Here is a 16185-nt window from a genome sequence, read left to right as displayed (position 1 = left end):
CCTTCGTTGGATGTTGCGGCGACAAGCTGTCACCGCGCATCAGGGGAAGCGTTTATTCCGCTTCGGCAACCACGTGAACGGTGATCTCGACGATCACATCCGTGTGAGCGGCGACGCTGACCGGGAACTCGCCCACGGTCTTCAGCGGGCCGTTCGGCAGGCGCACCTGAGCCTTGACGACGGCGGTGCCGGCCTTGGTCAGCGCGTCAGCGACGTCGGCGTTGGTCACCGAGCCGAACAGGCGGCCGTCCACGCCGGCCTTTTGGGCGATGCGGACGGTCTTGCCGGCGATGGCTTCACCCAGCTTCTGGGCTTCGGCCAGCTTGGCGGCGGCGATCTTTTCAAGTTCGGCGCGCTTGGCTTCGAATTCCTTAATCGCGGCTTCGGTCGCGCGACGGGCGGCCTTGGTCGGGATCAGGAAGTTGCGGGCGTAGCCGTCCTTGACCTTGACGACATCGCCGAGGTTGCCGAGGTTGGCGACTTTTTCGAGCAGGATCACTTGCATGTCGTCAGCTCCTTAGACCTTGTGCTGGTCGCTGTACGGCAGCAGGGCCAGGAAGCGCGCGCGCTTGATGGACACCGTCAGCTGACGCTGGAAGAAAGCGCGCGTGCCAGTCAGGCGAGCGGGCGTGATCTTGCCGTTCTCGGCAACGAAGTCGCGCAGCGTGTCGATGTCCTTGTAGTCGATCTTCTCGACGCCAGCGACGGTGAAACGGCAGAAACGCTTGCGGCGGAACAGCAGCGACTGTTGGTTGCGCTTGGGCTTCTTGTCCTTGGAGAAGCGACCTTTGCCACGAAGAGGGGGCATGTTGGACCTCTGTTAAATCTATCCGGATCAATCAATGTCCGGGTTTTGCGACGCAGCGGGTTCGATCACGGTCACGTGGGCAATGAAACCCCGGCCGTTGCGCTGATGGGTCAGGAAGCCGCGAAAGATCGCGTGGCCACCGACTCCCAGCGCCTGCAACTGCTTGGCCACCTCGCCCACCGCGACCGCTTTGATCTCCAGGGAGACCTTGCGCGGCTTGCCGGCTTCGATGACTTCGGACTCGGCCTTGAGGGCGGCGTCCAGGGCCATCAGCCCGGCGGGTGTGTAGCGAACTTGTCCGAGTTGCTGGATCTGTGCCTGCAGGTGAAGTTGATTCACGCTGTCGGCACGCTGTTCGAAAAACCTGGTTCTTCAGCGATGAGCGTCAGCTCAGGCCGCTTCTTGCTGCGGCGCCTTGCGGGCTTCTTCGCGCTCGACGGCCTTCATCATGACCGAGGGGGTCGTGATGGCCTTGTCTTGCACCACGGTCAGGTGGCGCAGCACGGCGTCGTTGAAGCGGAAGCCGGTCTCGAGCTCAACGAGGACTTCCTTGCTGGCTTCGATGTTCAGGCACAGGTAGTGGGCCTTGGCGAGCTTCTGGATCTGGTAGGCCAGCTGACGACGGCCCCAGTCCTCGACACGGTGCACGACACCGCCGCCGGCGGTGATCAGGCCCTTGTAACGCTCCAGCATGGCCGGAACCTGTTCGCTTTGATCCGGATGGATCAGCAGAACGATTTCATAGTGACGCATGAGTACTCCTTGTGGATTCCAGCCCGGCATGGTCGGAAGTGACGGCCGGCCTGAGGAAGCCGCGCCACGGCGTCTACTCGTGGTGCGGCAAGGCGAAGCCCGTGATTCTAGCCCGCAACCTGAAAAATCCCAAACCGGTGCCGCATCAGCGCGGTGGCGGCGTGCGCAGGGTCTCAACGATCTCCCGCTCGCGGGGCCCTGGCGGCGCCGTCAGCAGGCTCACCAGCACCAGGGCCAGCGCCCCGGCCGGCACGCCGAACACGGCTGCTGCAGCCGGCTGTATGCCCCACAGCTGCACGGCGGGCCCAGCCAGGCCGAACAGCGCCCGCAGGTCGGGGTGCGCCATGGCGAGGTAGGCCAGGCACACTGCCAGCCCGCTCAGCATGCCAGCCAGCGCACCGGCTCGATTGGCGCGCCGCCAGAACACGCCGGCCACCAGTGCCGGGAAGAAGGTCGAGCCGGCGATGGAGAACGCCGCCGTCACGACGGCCAGGATGTCCGCCGGTCGGCTGGAGGCCACCGCCGCCGCCGTCAGCGCAGCGGCCAGCAGCAGCGCCTTGGACAGCGTGACGCGCCGCGTGCGTGAGGCGTCAGGGTTGATGGACTTGAAGTAGATGTCATGCGAAAGCGCGCTGGAGATGGCCAGCAGCAGCCCGTCGGCGGTCGACAACGCCGCGGCGAGCCCGCCGGCCGCCACCATGCCGGAGATCACATAGGGCAGGCCGCCCAGCTCCGGCAGCACCAGCATGACGAGGTCGGGATGCAGCCGCAGCTCACCCAGCTGCAGGCGGCCGTCACCATTGAGGTCCACCGCCGACAGCAGCGCGGGATCGACGCGCTGCCACTGGCGTATCCAGGCCGGCAACTGGTCGAACGCCGTGCCTACCAGACCGTTGAACACCTCGGTCTTGACCATGACGGCCAGCGCCGGTGCCGTCAGGTAGAGCAAGCAGATGAACACCAGCGACCAGGCCACCGACTCGCGCGCGGCGGCCACAGAGCCTGTCGTGTAGTAGCGCGTCAGCAGGTGGGGCAGGCCGGCCGTGCCCACCATCAGGCACAGCGCCAGCGCGATGAAGTTGCGGCGTGAATCGCTGCCCTGTGTGGCCTCTCCTGCGCTGCCAGCAGAAGACGATTCAGGGAAGGGCTCGGAATGCGGCACGAGCCCGGACAGCGGCCGGGCGCGCTGGGTCTCACTGGCCTGCTCGCGGCGCCATTGCTCCTCCGCCTCGGACGGCGTACGCGGCATCGCGGCGCGCTGCTTCTCGGCGGCCTGGATGGCCGCCAGAGGCGCGCCTTGCGCCTTCAAAGCAGCGACGCGCGCAGCCGCCTCAGCCTGCGCCTTGGCCAGCGCAGCGGGCACGTCCTGCAGCCGGGCGGCCGCGGCGTCGGCGCGCTGCTGGTGCAGCGCGCGCACCTGCAGCTCGGCGGGGTCGTGGATGAGCTCGCGCTCGCGCTCGGCCAGCTGGTGCAGTTGCTGGCCATACACCAGCTGCGGCAGCGGCCAGCCGGTCTGCTTGACGCTGAGCCAGATGACCGGCACCAGGTAGGCCAGGATCATGATGAGGTACTGCGCCACCTGCGTCCAGGTAACGGCACGCATGCCGCCCAGGAAGGAGCACACCAACACGCCGCCCAGGCCCACGAACACGCCCACCTCGAAGGCCAGGCCGGTGAGTCGCGTCGTGATCAGCCCCACGCCATAGATCTGCGCGACGAGGTAGACGAAGGACACCAGGATGGCGGCGGCGGCGCCCAGCAGCCTCAGCGCCCGGCTGTCGAAACGCTCGCCGAGGAAGTCGCCCAGCGTGAACTGCCCGAAGCGGCGCAGGTAGGGTGCGATGCACAGCGCCACCAGCACGAAACCGCCCGTCCAGCCCAGCACATAGGCCAGCCCCGAGTAGCCGCTGGCGTACAGCGTACCCACAAGGCCGATGAAGCTGGCCGCGCTCATCCAGTCGGCCGCGGCGGCCATGCCGTTGTAGAGCGGCGGCACGCGCCGGCCGGCGACGAAGTACTCCGCCGGGTCGGTGGTGCGCCCCAGGATGCCGATGACGGCATAGACCGCCACCGTTGCGCCCAGGAAGGTGTAGCCGATCCAGGCTTTGGGCATGCCGCGCTGTTCGGCCACGCCCAGCACGACAACGAGCGCGATGAAGCTCAGCGCGAAGACGGCGTAGCGGCGATGTAGGCGGTTGGCGAGCACGGCCGCGATCATGGCAACAAAAAGCCCGGGTTCCCCTTACGGAGAACCCGGGCCCCGGGTCGTCAACGGTGAAGCCTTACTTGGCGGCCAAGCGCTGCCAGGTCTCGATGACCGTGTCGGGGTTCAGCGAGATGGACACAATGCCTTCCTCGGCCAGCCAGTCGGCGAAGTCGGGGTGGTCGCTGGGGCCCTGGCCGCAGATGCCGATGTACTTGCCGGTGGCACGGCAGGCACGGATGGCGCGCGAGATCATGGCCTTGACGGCCGGGTCGCGCTCGTCGAAGTCGCCGGCCAGCTGCTCCAGGCCGGAGTCGCGATCCAGGCCGAGTGTGAGCTGCGTCAGGTCGTTGGAACCGATGGACATGCCATCGAAGTGCTCCAGGAACTGCTCGGCCAGGATGGCGTTGCTCGGCACCTCGCACATCATGATGACGCGCAAGCCGTCGACGCCCCGCTTCAGGCCCTTCTCGGCGAGCATGTCCACGACCTTGGCCGCCTGCTTCACGGTGCGCACGAAGGGCACCATGATTTCGACGTTGGTCAGACCCATGTCCTTGCGCACGCGCTTGAGCGCCTCGCACTCCATCGCGAACGCGTCCTGGAACTCGCCGCTGATGTAGCGCGACGCGCCACGGAAGCCCAGCATCGGGTTCTCTTCGTCCGGCTCGTAGCGGCTACCGCCGATGAGCTTGCGGTACTCGTTGGACTTGAAGTCCGACAGGCGCACGATGACCGGGCGCGGGAAGAACGCGGCCGCGATGGTCGCAATGCCCTCGGCCAGCTTGTCCACGTAGAACGCGCGCGGCGACGCATGGCCCCGGGCCACCGACTCGACGGCCTTCTTCAGGTCGGCGTCGATGTTCGGATAGTCCAGGATGGCCTTGGGGTGGACGCCGATGTTGTTGTTGATGATGAACTCAAGGCGGGCCAGGCCCACACCGCCGGACGGCATCTGCGCGAAGTTGAAGGCCAGCTGCGGGTTGCCGACGTTCATCATGATCTTGATCGGGCAGTACGGCAGCTCGCCGCGGTGCACCTCGCTGACCTCGGTCTCCAGCAGACCGTCGTAGATGTAGCCGGTGTCGCCCTCGGAGCAGGCCACGGTGACCAGTTGGCCGTCCTTGAGCTTGTCCGTCGCGTCGCCGCAGCCGACGACGGCAGGGATGCCCAGCTCGCGCGCAATGATGGCCGCGTGGCAGGTGCGGCCACCGCGATTCGTCACGATGGCGCTGGCGCGCTTCATGACCGGCTCCCAGTTGGGGTCGGTCATGTCGGTGACCAGCACATCGCCGGGCTGCACGCGCTCCATGTCGGCGACGTTGTCGACCAGGCGGACCGGGCCGGTGCCGATCTTCTGGCCGATGGCGCGGCCCTCGGCCAGCACGGCGCTGTGGGCCTTGAGCTTGTAGGCCAGCTCCACCTGGCCGGCCGCCTGGCTCTTCACCGTCTCGGGACGGGCCTGCAGGATGTAGAGCTTGCCGTCGACGCCGTCACGGCCCCACTCGATGTCCATCGCGCGGCCGTAATGCTGCTCGATGATCAGCGCGTACTGGGCCAGCTCGGTGACCTCGGCGTCGTTCAGCGAGTAGCGGTTGCGAGACTCGACGGCCGTATCCACCGTCTTCACCAACTTGCCGCTGGCCGCCTTTTCTTCAGGCGTCGAGAACTCCATGCGCAGCAGCTTGGAGCCCAGGTTGCGGCGGATGATGGCCAGCTTGCCGTTCTTCAGCGCGGGCTTGTGCACATAGAACTCGTCCGGGTTCACGGCGCCCTGCACCACCGTCTCGCCCAAGCCGTAGCTGGATGTGATGAAAACGACGTCCTGGAAGCCGCTCTCGGTGTCGATGGTGAACATGACGCCGGCAGAGCCCAGGTCCGAGCGCACCATGCGCTGCACACCGGCGGACAGTGCCACATCACCGTGGGCGAAACCCTTGTGCACGCGGTAGCTGATCGCGCGGTCGTTGTAGAGCGAGGCGAACACCTCGCGCATCTTGTGCAGCACCTCGTCGATGCCGTGCACGTTCAGGAAGGTTTCCTGCTGGCCGGCGAAGGACGCGTCGGGCAGGTCTTCGGCGGTGGCCGAGGAACGCACGGCGAAGGTGGCGTCGGGGTTGTCAGCAGTCAGCTGCGCGTAGGACGCGCGCACGCCTGCCTCCAGATCGGCCGGGAAGGGCTGGTTCTCGATCCAGCCACGGATCTCCGCGCCGGCCTGGGCCAGCGCGCGGACGTCGTCGGTGTTGAGCGAGCTCAGCCGCGCCGCGATGCGCGCGTCCAGGCCCTCGTGCTTGAGGAACTGCCGGAAGGCATGCGCGGTCGTCGCGAAGCCGCCGGGGACGCGCACGCCGCTGGCGGCGAGCTGCGAGATCATTTCGCCGAGGCTGGCGTTCTTGCCGCCTACTGCCTCGACGTCGGTCATCCTCAGGTTCTCAAACGGTACGACCAGGGCGGTCGCCTCGAACAGGGTGGACATGAAAAAACTCCGGGAGGTTGAAAAACCGGTGTCATCGCGTCGTCCGGGCCCGGTACCGAGCTCAGGGGCTCAAGGCAGGCGCGGCTCCACCCATTTCTGGATTCTTCTTGGAGGATGGCGGCGCGCATGGGGCTGATCGCGAGGAATTGCGGCGGATTCTAGGCGGTTCGTACCCGCGCGTAACCGGCGCCGGATGTGCGAAAGGTCCGCTGTTGGGAAACACCCCCTCGCCCCGGGGGCGCTGGCTATCATGGCTGGGACTTCGACTACCAAGCGCCTTGCCATGACCGCCAGAACTGTCTATTTCGTCTCTGACGGCACCGGCATCACCGCCGAAACCTTCGGCAACTCCATCCTGGCGCAGTTCTCCATCAAGCCGCGCCACGTGCGTCGTCCCTTCATCGACACGGCCGACAAGGCGCATGCCGTGGTGGCCGAGATCAACGAGCTGGCCGTGCGCGAGGGCGAGCGGCCCATCGTGTTCGCCACGCTGGTGGACCGCGACGTGCTGAAGATCGTGCGTGAGCACTGCCAGGGCCGCGTGATGGACATGTTCGGCACCTTCATCGAACCGCTGGAGGAAGAGTTCGGCATCAAGAGCAACCACCGCGTGGGGCGCTTCTCCGACGTGGCGCAGAGCCAGGAGTACCACGACCGCATCGAGGCGATCAACTTCTCGCTGGCGCACGACGACGGTCAGTCGTCCAAGAACCTGGACGTGGCCGATGTCATCCTCGTCGGCGTGTCGCGCTCGGGCAAGACGCCGACGTCGCTGTACCTGGCGATGCAGCACGGCATCAAAGCAGCCAACTACCCGCTGATTCCCGAGGACTTCGAGCGCCGCAAGCTGCCGCCGGCGCTGGTGCCGCACCGGCGCAAGTGCTTCGGCCTGACCATCGACCCCGAGAGGCTGTCCGGCATCCGCAACGAGCGCCGCCCCGGCAGCAAGTACGCCGACCCGCTGAACTGCCGCTACGAGGTCAACGAGGCCGAGGCCATGATGAAGCGCGAGGGCATCTCGTGGCTGTCGTCGACGCACAAGAGCATCGAAGAGATCGCAACGACCATCCTGCGCGACATCCGACCCGACCGGCTGATCTACTGATGCCGGCCTGATGCCCGCCTCGGCGCTGGCCCTCGTCCTCACTGCGGCCCTCCTCCACGCACTCTGGAACCTGGCCGCCAAGAAATGGGGCGGCGGGCCGCATTTCGTCATGAGCTGCGCCATCGGCGTCGTGCTGCTGTGGCTGCCGGCCGCCGTGTGGCTGGGCGTGGACGAGGTGCCGCACTGGACGCCTCTGGTGTGGGGCTTGGTGGTGGCCAGCGCCGTCGTGCACCTGCTGTACTTCAACTGCCTGGTGGCGGGCTATCGGGCGAGTGACCTGACCGTGGTCTACCCGGTGGCGCGCGGCAGCGGGCCGCTGCTGTCCGCACTGGCGGCCGTGCTACTGCTGGGTGAGCACCTGGGCGCGCAGGGCGCGCTGGGCCTGGCCGGCGTTGTGGGCGGCATCCTGCTCATCACCCTGGGGCCACGCCTCATCGGACGTGGCCTGACGCATGACGCCGCCGCCGAGCGCCGCCGCCGGCTGGGCCTGTTGTGGGGCGCGGCCACCGGCGCGCTGATCGCGGGCTACACAGTCATCGATGCCTACGCGGTCAAGCTGCTGGCGGTGTCGCCGCTGCTGCTGGACTGGGTGGGCAACCTGCTGCGCATGGTGATGCAGGCGCCCGTGTCGCTGCGCCAGCGGCACACGTTCTGGTCCGAGGTGCGGCAGTCGTGGCGCGGCATCCTGGCCGTGTCGGCGCTGGGTCCGGCGGCCTATGTGCTGGTGCTGCTGGCCGTGAAAGAGGCCCCGCTGTCGCGGGTGGCCCCGGCGCGCGAGGTGTCCATGCTGATCGCTGCGCTGCTGGGCGGGCAACTGCTGGGCGAGGCCGAGCGCGGCTGGCGGCTGGCCGGCGCGGGCCTGATCGCGCTCGGTGTCGTCGCGCTAGCCATGTAGCAGGTCGGCGTAGAGGTCCACGTAGCGCGCGGCGGCCGTGTCCCAGCCCAGGCGCTGCCGCATCGCCGCGGCACGCACACGCGCCCAGCAGGCGGGGCGCTGCCACAGCACGAACGCCCGGCGCAGCGCGCGGCAGTAGGCATCCAGCGTGTAGGCGTCAAAGACGAAGCCCGTCGCGCTGCCGGCGTCCAGGTCTTCCAGCGTGCAGTCGATGACGGTGTCGGCCAAGCCGCCGACGCGATGCACCAGCGGCAGCGCGCCGTAGCTGAGGCCGTAGAGCTGGGTCAGGCCGCAGGGCTCGAAGCGGCTGGGCACCAGCACCACGTCGATGCCGGCGTAGATGCGGTGGGCCAGGCCCTCGTCCATGCCGCTGCGCAGGGCGACGCGGTCGGGGTGGCGGGCCGCGGCGGCGGCGAACTCGGTTTCCAGCCGGGCGTCCCCGGCGCCAAGGATGACGAGCTGGCCGCCGGCAGCCACCAGGTCGTCCAGCCCCTGCAGCACCAGCGGCAGCCCCTTCTGCTCGGTGAGGCGGCTGACAACGCCGAACAACGGCGCCTCGGCCGACACGGCCAGGCCGCACTCGCGCTGCAGCGCGGCCTTACAGGCTGCCTTGCCCGCGATGTCGTCGGCGCCATAGGGCGCAGCGATGGCGGCATCGGCGGCCGGTGACCAGATGCGGTAGTCCACGCCGTTCAGGATGCCGTGCAAGGCGGCCGACCGATGGCGCAGCAGCCCGTCCAGGCCGCAGCCCTGCTCGGCGGTTTGGATCTCGCGGGCGTAGGTTGGGCTGACGGTGGTGATCGCGTCGGCGAAGTGCAGGCCGGCCTTGATGAAGCTGACCTGGCCGTAGAACTCCAGCCCCTCGACCGCGTAGTGCTCTGCCGGCAGGCCCAGCTCGCCGAACTGGCCGGCCGGGAACAGTCCCTGGTAGGCGAGGTTGTGAACCGTGAAGACGGTCTTGGCGGTGCTGCGCTGGCGCGCGCGGCTGGCGGCGACATGGGCACAGGCCAGGCCGGCATGCCAGTCATGCGCATGCACGATGTCGGGTCGCCAACTGGCGTCCACACCCTCGGCCAACCGGGCGGCGGCCAAGCCCAGCAGCGCGAAGCGGCGGTGGTTGTCGGCATAGGCGCTGCCGCTGGCGTCGGCGTAGGGGTTGCCGGGGCGGTCGAACAGGCCTGGCGCATCCAGCAGGTAGACGGCCTGCGCGAAGCCCGGCAGCCTCCCGCGCAGCAGTGCGGCACGGCCCTCGCTCCACGGCAGCGCGACAGGCGCGACGGCGCATTCCTGCACCAGCGCCGCACGCAGCGCCGGGAAGCCCGGCACCAGCAGCCGCGGCTCGGCACCGGCTGCGGCCAGCGCGGCGGGCAAGGCGCCGGCCACGTCGGCAAGGCCGCCGGTCTTCAGCAGCGGAAACAGCTCCGCGCTGACTTGCAGCACGCGCATATCAGAGCTTCGCGAGCATCTGCTTCGTGATCAGCACGACGCCGTTGTCGGTGCGCTCGAAGCGGGCCGCGTCCAGCGCGGCGTCCTCACCGACGACCAGGCCGTCGGGAATGTCGCAGCCGCGGTCGACGATGACCTTGGTCAACCGGCAGTTGCGCCCCACGCTGACACCCGGCAGCAGCACGCTCTGGTGGATGTTGCAGAAGGAGCGGATGCGCACATTGCTGAACAGCACGGACTGCACGACGTGCGAGCCCGACACGATGCAGCCGCCGCTAACCATGGTGTTGACCGTCATGCCGTGCATGCCGTTGTGATCGGGGATGAACTTGGCCGGCGGCAGCTGGCGCTGGTAGGTCCAGATAGGCCAGTCGGTGTCGTAGATATCCAGCTCGGGGTTGATGGAGGCCAGGTCCAGGTTGGCAGCCCAGAAGGCGTCCAGCGTGCCGACGTCGCGCCAGTAGGGCGACGAGCCGTTGGGGTTGTGGATGCAGCTCATGCCGAAGGGGTGGGCCACGGCGCGGCCCTCGGCGACGACCTTGGGAATAACGTCCTTGCCGAAGTCGTGGCTGGAGCCAGCGTCGGCCAGGTCCTCGGCCAGCAGGCGGTAGAGGTAGTCGGCGCTGAAGATGTAGATGCCCATGCTGGCCAGGCAGGTGTCGCTGCGGCCAGGCAAGGTGGGTGGGTCGGCGGGCTTTTCCTGGAAGGCGGTGATGTGGCGCTCGCCGTCCACGGCCATCACGCCGAAGGCGCTGGCCTCGGCCTTGGGCACCTCGATGCAGCCGACCGTGCAGCCCGCGCCCGTGGCCACGTGATCCACGAGCATGGACGAGTAGTCCATCTTGTAGATGTGGTCGCCGGCCAGCACGACGATGTAGTCGGCCTCGGTGCTCTGGATGATGTCCAGGTTCTGGTAGACCGCATCGGCCGTTCCGCGGTACCAGCTCTCCTCGTCCACACGCTGCTGCGCGGGCATCAGGTCCACCGTCTCGTTCAGCTCGGCGCGCAGAAAACTCCAGCCGCGCTGGATGTGGCGCAGCAGCGAGTGGCTCTTGTATTGCGTCACCACGCCGATGCGGCGGATGCCCGAGTTCACGCAGTTGCTCAGCGCGAAGTCGATGATGCGGAACTTGCCGCCGAAGTAGACCGCCGGCTTGGCCCGCGAATCGGTGAGCTGCTTGAGGCGAGAGCCACGGCCGCCGGCCAGCACGAGGGCGATGGCGCGGCGGGCGAGCTGGTGGGGCGATGCGACGGGGGCCATGAACCGATCTCCACGAGACTGCAAACGTTGGCAGTGTGCCGCCTCCAGTGTGCCGCCTCCCCTTGGGGCTTGCCCTCAGGTCGGCAGCTCGCTGCCTTCTGTCGCGGCGGCCTGCGCCAGCGCACGTTCGAAGGCACTGCGGCTGGGCGTCTCGACGAACACGCAGCGCTTGTGGTGGCGCTTGCAGTGGTCCTTCACGCGCCAGTAGGCGTCGTGGCTGATGCAGCCGGTCTGGCAGATGACCAGGTCGGCCGCGGCGAGCTGCGGCTCCAGCTGCGCGGGCTTGTGCTCGGCGCCGCCGTCATGGTGCAGGAACTGCGCACCGCAGCCTTCCACCGCCTGCCGGTACTGCGGCACGCTGCCGCCCCGGCCGCCCACGCACAGCACCACGCGCCGCTCCAGCTTGACGGGCACGGCCACCACCTGCGCGGCGGCCTGCACCGGCAGCGCCGCCGGCACCGCGTCGGCCACCGCCACAGCGCGAGGCGTCAGCCGGGCCAGCTCGCGCTGCAGCGCATGGTTGCGCTCGGTCTGTTCGGCCAGGCGATCGCGCAGCTGCTCGCGCTCCGGCAGGTCGGGGCGCAGCGACTGCCAGTGCAGCACCTGCTCCTGGGCCTGGGCCAGCTGGGTCTGCAGCGAGATCACGAGCGCCCGCTGCTGCATGCGCTCCTGCTCCCAGGCCTGCTGCTCGCGGGCGCGCTCCTGGCTCCAGGCCGTAACACGCTGCTGCACCTCGCCGTACTCGCGCGACAGCGCCTGGTGCTCGGACAGCAGCTCGCGGTGGCGCACCATGTCCACCCGCTGCGCGGCGCCCACCTGGTGCTGCAGCATGTGCACCTGGCCAAGCACACGCATCTCCAGCCACTCGTCGCAGCGCGCATGCGTCAGCGTGGCCCACAGGGCGCCGGCAATCTCGCCTTGCGCGGCGCGGCCCCGCCACCAGGTCATCAGCGACTCGCGGCACTTCGCCTGGCCGGCGCTGCGGATGTCCAGCGTGAAGCGCTGCTCCAGGTCTTTCTGCAGCGCCTCGGCCACCGCATTTCGCCGCGCGGCCGCAGTCACCAGGCTGCAGTGCAGCGTGTAGTCGTCCTCGTCGCCCTGCAGCACCAGCAGCTTCTTGGCCAGCACGCGCACGCGCTCCAGCGGCACGCACACGCCGATGACCGGGCAGTGAGCGTGGCTGCCCAGCTCCCACAGGCGCCGGCGGCGTGAACCGGCGTTGGGGGGCGCGGCCGCATGCGCGGCGCAACAGAAGTCAGCCATCGGGAATCTCCAGCGTCAGGGGTTCAGGGCTCTCGGCGGGCGCGCGTCAGGCGGCGCAACTGGTCGCTTCTTCGCGCCAGATCGGGTCATCGACCTGTGCATCGATCAAGTCGCGCCAGGCCCAACGCTCGGGCTCGCCGGGCTTGCGCTGCCCCAGCAGGCGCAAGATTGGCTCGCCGTCTGCGGCGTATAGCTCCAGCGAGCTGACCACCCCGTCCGCACCGGGCCGGCGCACGGCCCAGGCCTCGGCAATCGCCGCCTCGCGCAGCGCCAGCCGGAAGCGAGGCGCCATCACCTGCAGCCAACCGCGCTCGACGCCGACGCTGGCGACACAACCACTGCGGGCCTGCACGCCCCCCGCACTGCTCACCAAGGCCAGCAGCGGCGTGCCGCTGGCGGCAGCAGCTGAGAGCAGCATGCGGGCGGCGTCGTCATCGACGCGCTGCGCGAACTGCGGCGCCGCCAACCGCAGGGCGTCAAGGCGGCGCAGGCCATGACGCAACAGCAGGGTGTCGAGCTGCTGCGCATCGCGCAGGCCGGCCCAGGCGGCCCGCCAGGCCGCTGCATCGATGGCCGGCGCAGGCACCTCGGCAGGGGCGTGCGGCTGCCAGCATGGCGCCGGCACCAAGGCGTCTATCCAGCGCACTCGCAGCGCCTGCCAGCAGGCCTGCTGCGTGGCCGGCTGCGCAAACACCTTGTGCACCGCTCGGCCCGCTGCGTCGAAGAACTGCAGGCTTTGCACCTCGCCACGCGGGCCGGCCTCGCGCACCGCATAGCCCTGGGCCCAGCACGCCAGTCGCGGACGCAGATCGATCTCGTCGCCACGCGCAGGGCTGAACTCGTGGCTTGGCGGCATGGCGTCGCCCAGCCGCTCGTAGACGCCCACGCACTCCTGCACGCTGTGCGCGTGGCCGGTCTGCGCGAGCAGCTCGCCCGCGCGACTCAGCTCGGAGAGCAGGCGGCCAAAATCCGGCCGCAGGCGCTGCGCCTGCAACGCTCCTGCAGGCGCGCCCACATGGGCATCCAGCAGCGCGCCTTCACTGACGCCCAGCGCCGCGGCGATCTCGTCGGGTTGCACGGCGCCGCCGGCGCGCGCATCGATGTAGGCCTGGCGCAAGTCCACGGGGGCAGGGGTCTTCAGCACGGGAGCTCCGAAAAAGAGCGCGGGCTGGCGAGGGCTGGCTGGCGCGGGTAACGAATGAAGACGGGCGAAGCCCGGGCGCTACTTGGTCAGGATGAGCTTGCCCAGGCTGGTGACGCGCAGGCGGTAGACCTGCTGCTGGTGATGGATGAGCACCTCGCCCGCCGGGCCCAGCAGCGAGGCACTGTCGACGCGGCGCAGCGCATCGGCGCCTGCCGGTACGACCGGCGGCAGGACGGAGGTTGGGCGTGGTTCGTGGTCAGCAAGCATGCGGCGACTTTAATGAGAACCGTTCTCAATTGCAAGTCATTCGCATCTTTCGGGCAGTGCGCCCGGCGCCAGACAAGTTCAGCCGCGCTGGCGCTCGCTCTCGTACAGGCAGATGGCGGCAGCGGCAGCGACGTTCAGCGACTCCTCGCCGCCGGGCTGCGGAATGCCCACCGTCAACGCGCAGCGCGCCATCAGCGCGGGTGACACGCCCTGCCCTTCGTGCCCCATGACCCACGCGCACGGCGACGGCAAGGCCACCTTGTGTAGCACATGCTCGGTATGTGAGCTGGTGGCGATCATCGGCACGACCAGCGCGGCGAGGTCGTCCGCAGCCAAGCCTTCGATCAGGCGCAGCCCGAAGTGCGCGCCCTGCCCGGCCCGCAGCACCTTGGGCGACCACAGCGCCGCCGTGCCCTTGAGTGCCAGCACCTGGCGCACGCCGAAAGCCGCCGCGCTGCGCAGGATGGCGCCGACGTTGCCGGCATCCTGCAGCCGGTCCAGCACGACGCTGGCCGCGCTGGCGTCCATGGCAGCGGCCGGCGGCAGCGCCAGTTCGGCGCCAATTTGCGCCGGCGACTCCAGCCCGCTCAGTCCCTTGAATAGCGCCGGGGGCACGACCAGCGCGCGCGTGGCCGCCTCGGCCAGCGCGCGCAAGGCCTCGTCCTGCAAAGCCGCCTCGGTGATGACCACCAGCCCCAGCGGCCAGTCACGCTGCCGCGCCGCGCGCAGCAGGTGGTCGCCCTCCAGCCACACGCTGCCGCTCTTGCGGTAGCCGCCCGGGTCGGCCGCAAGCTTGCGCAGCCGAACCAGGGCCGGGTTGTCGCGCGAGGTGATGTGATCCAGCTTCATTCGGTACAGACCGCCCGCACGGGCGCAAAACTGCGACGGTGCCAGGGGCTGGCGCCATGGGCCTTCAGCGCCGCCAGGTGCTCGGCTGTGCCATAGCCCTTGTGGGCGGCAAAGCCGTACTCCGGGTGGCTCGCGTGCATCTGCTCGCAAAACAGGTCACGCGCGACCTTAGCCAGGATGCTGGCGGCCGAGATGGCGGGCACGGTGGCGTCGCCCTTCACGATGGCCTCGGCCGCCATGGGCAGCACCGGCAAGCGGTTGCCGTCCACGCGCACCAGCGCTGGCTTGAGGCGCAGCCCGGTCACCGCCCGCTGCATGGCCAGCATCGTCGCCTGCAGGATGTTGAGGCGGTCGATCTCCTCGATGGACGCCTGCGCGATGCAGAAGCACAGCGCCTTGGCGCGCACCTCGTCGTAGAGCCGCGCACGGCGCGCAGCCGTCAGCACCTTGGAGTCGGCCAGGCCCGCGATGGGCTGCAGGTCGTCCAGGATGACGGCGGCGGCGAACACTGGGCCGGCCAGCGGGCCGCGGCCGGCCTCGTCCACGCCGGCGACGAGGCCGGGCGGCGTCCAGTCCAGCGAGCCCTGCTCAGGCGCCGATGAGTGTCGCGATCGCATCGCTGGCACGCCGCGCGGTGTCTTGCCGCAGCAGCTCGTGGAGTTGCACAAAGCGCTGGTGCAGCGCGGCGCGGCGCGGCGCATCTGCCAGCAGCGCCTCGGCCTCGCGGGCGAGGTTCTCGGGCGTGCAGGCATGCTGGATGAGCTCGGGCACGAGGAAGTCACGCGCCAGGATATTGGGCAGGCCCACCCAGGGCAGCAGGCCCCGGTCCTTCATGCGCCACCAGTTCAGCCAGTGCATGCGGTAGGCGATGACCATGGGCTGCTTGAACAGCGCCGCCTCCAGCGTGGCCGTGCCGCTGGCCACCAGCGTCAGGTCGCAGGCGGCCAGCACAACGTGCGACTGGCCGTCGACAAGCTGGATGTCGGCGCCCTGCAGCATCGGCTCGACGAGGCCGCGAAGCCCCGGCACCACGGGCATCACGAAGCGGCGCCCCGGTTTGGCCAGCAGCTTCGCAGCACCAATCAGCGCCGGCGCGATGTACTTGATTTCACTCTTACGGCTGCCGGGCAGCAGCGCGATGACGGTGTCCTGCCCGGCCAGCTGCAGCGCGTCGCGCGACGCGGCCCGCGGCGGTTCCATCGGGATGGCATCGGCCAGCGGATGGCCCACGTAGGTGGCGCCGATGCCGGCCTGGTGCAGGATCTCGGGCTCGAACGGAAACAGGCAGAGCACATGGTCCGCCGCCGCCTTGATCTTCTGCACGCGCTCCGGCCGCCAGGCCCAGATGGACGGACAGACGAAGTGGACCGTCTTGATGCCGGCCTCGCGCAGCCGCGTCTCCAGGCCGAAGTTGAAGTCGGGTGCGTCGACACCGATGAATACATCGGGCTTGTTGGCGATCAGCCGCGTGCCCAGTTGCTTGCGGATGGACAGCAGTTCGCGGATGTTCAGCAGCGCATCGACATAACCGAAGATGGACAGCTTGCTGTGCGGCCACCAGGTCTCAAAGCCCTGGGCGATCATCTTCGGGCCGCCGATGCCTTCGGAGGCCAGCCCGGGCCAGCGCGCACGCAGGCCCTGCAGCAGCAGGCCGGCCAGCAGATCGCCGCTGGCCTCGCCGGCCACCATGCCGAGGCGGGGCGCAGTCGTCATCA

General features: G+C 69.1%; 16 protein-coding genes. 2 read left to right on the top strand and 14 right to left on the bottom strand.

Translation table 11 applies throughout. From position 1 onward, the window contains the following. Window positions 1-52: 52 nt before the first annotated feature. From rplI to ppsA, 6 genes are all read right to left on the bottom strand, one after another. Window positions 53-505, bottom strand: a complete 453-nt coding sequence (gene rplI, locus ACG0Z3_RS09830) for a 50S ribosomal protein L9 (protein ID WP_394397244.1) — start codon at window positions 503-505, stop codon at window positions 53-55. 12 nt (window positions 506-517) lie between these two features. Continuing rightward, on the bottom strand, window positions 518-808 hold the full coding sequence (gene rpsR / locus ACG0Z3_RS09825; protein WP_394397242.1) for a 30S ribosomal protein S18: 291 nt from the start codon (window positions 806-808) through the stop codon (window positions 518-520). 27 nt (window positions 809-835) lie between these two features. Next, entirely contained in the window at window positions 836-1147 is a 312-nt protein-coding gene (gene priB, locus ACG0Z3_RS09820) for a primosomal replication protein N (RefSeq protein ID WP_394397240.1), read from the bottom strand. A 51-nt stretch (window positions 1148-1198) separates the two neighbouring features. Continuing rightward, window positions 1199-1561, bottom strand: a complete 363-nt coding sequence (rpsF, locus tag ACG0Z3_RS09815) for a 30S ribosomal protein S6 (RefSeq protein WP_268168250.1) — start codon at window positions 1559-1561, stop codon at window positions 1199-1201. 145 nt (window positions 1562-1706) lie between these two features. Continuing rightward, the gene (locus tag ACG0Z3_RS09810) at window positions 1707-3767 is read right to left on the bottom strand and encodes a VC_2705 family sodium/solute symporter (RefSeq protein ID WP_394397237.1); all 2061 of its coding nucleotides are present in this window, start codon (window positions 3765-3767) and stop codon (window positions 1707-1709) included. 76 nt (window positions 3768-3843) lie between these two features. Further along, a complete protein-coding gene (ppsA, locus tag ACG0Z3_RS09805; RefSeq protein WP_394397235.1) occupies window positions 3844-6240 on the bottom strand; it encodes a phosphoenolpyruvate synthase in 2397 nt (798 codons plus the stop codon). A gap of 283 nt (window positions 6241-6523) precedes the next feature. On the opposite strand from ppsA, the gene ppsR reads away from it, so the two are divergent. Next, entirely contained in the window at window positions 6524-7345 is an 822-nt protein-coding gene (ppsR, locus tag ACG0Z3_RS09800; protein WP_394397233.1) for a posphoenolpyruvate synthetase regulatory kinase/phosphorylase PpsR, read from the top strand. Between the two features lie 10 nt (window positions 7346-7355). Then, complete coding sequence (locus ACG0Z3_RS09795; RefSeq protein ID WP_394397231.1) at window positions 7356-8240, top strand: EamA family transporter; 885 nt, start codon at window positions 7356-7358, stop codon at window positions 8238-8240. Here the strand turns inward: ACG0Z3_RS09795 and glgA are convergent. From glgA to lpxB, 8 genes are all read right to left on the bottom strand, one after another. After that, complete coding sequence (gene glgA, locus ACG0Z3_RS09790; protein WP_394397229.1) at window positions 8229-9686, bottom strand: glycogen synthase GlgA; 1458 nt, start codon at window positions 9684-9686, stop codon at window positions 8229-8231. The genes ACG0Z3_RS09795 and glgA overlap by 12 nt on opposite strands. A gap of 1 nt (window position 9687) precedes the next feature. After that, window positions 9688-10947, bottom strand: a complete 1260-nt coding sequence (glgC, locus tag ACG0Z3_RS09785; protein ID WP_394397227.1) for a glucose-1-phosphate adenylyltransferase — start codon at window positions 10945-10947, stop codon at window positions 9688-9690. A 75-nt stretch (window positions 10948-11022) separates the two neighbouring features. Then, window positions 11023-12210, bottom strand: coding sequence for a DUF2325 domain-containing protein (locus ACG0Z3_RS09780; RefSeq protein ID WP_394397225.1), 1188 nt, complete (start codon window positions 12208-12210; stop codon window positions 11023-11025). A gap of 46 nt (window positions 12211-12256) precedes the next feature. Then, window positions 12257-13354, bottom strand: coding sequence for a ChuX/HutX family heme-like substrate-binding protein (locus tag ACG0Z3_RS09775; protein WP_394397223.1), 1098 nt, complete (start codon window positions 13352-13354; stop codon window positions 12257-12259). A gap of 78 nt (window positions 13355-13432) precedes the next feature. Continuing rightward, window positions 13433-13621, bottom strand: coding sequence for a hemin uptake protein HemP (gene hemP / locus ACG0Z3_RS09770; RefSeq protein WP_394397221.1), 189 nt, complete (start codon window positions 13619-13621; stop codon window positions 13433-13435). 78 nt (window positions 13622-13699) lie between these two features. Next, a complete protein-coding gene (locus ACG0Z3_RS09765) occupies window positions 13700-14470 on the bottom strand; it encodes a TrmH family RNA methyltransferase (protein WP_394397219.1) in 771 nt (256 codons plus the stop codon). Continuing rightward, window positions 14467-15087 (bottom strand): ribonuclease HII, encoded by a 621-nt coding sequence (gene rnhB, locus ACG0Z3_RS09760; protein WP_394397217.1) that lies wholly within the window; start codon window positions 15085-15087, stop codon window positions 14467-14469. Before rnhB ends, ACG0Z3_RS09765 begins: the two co-directional genes overlap by 4 nt. Beyond that, window positions 15059-16183: a lipid-A-disaccharide synthase gene (gene lpxB / locus ACG0Z3_RS09755; RefSeq protein ID WP_394397215.1), complete on the bottom strand. Its 1125-nt coding sequence runs from the start codon at window positions 16181-16183 to the stop codon at window positions 15059-15061. The genes rnhB and lpxB overlap by 29 nt, the downstream gene beginning before the upstream one ends. Between the last annotated feature and the right edge of the window lie 2 nt (window positions 16184-16185).

This window comes from Pelomonas margarita, assembly GCF_043555875.1.
GTDB classification, from domain to species: domain Bacteria; phylum Pseudomonadota; class Gammaproteobacteria; order Burkholderiales; family Burkholderiaceae_C; genus Pelomonas; species Pelomonas margarita.
Note: the sequence above shows the minus strand (reverse complement) of the source record. Positions and strands in the feature narration are given on the sequence as shown.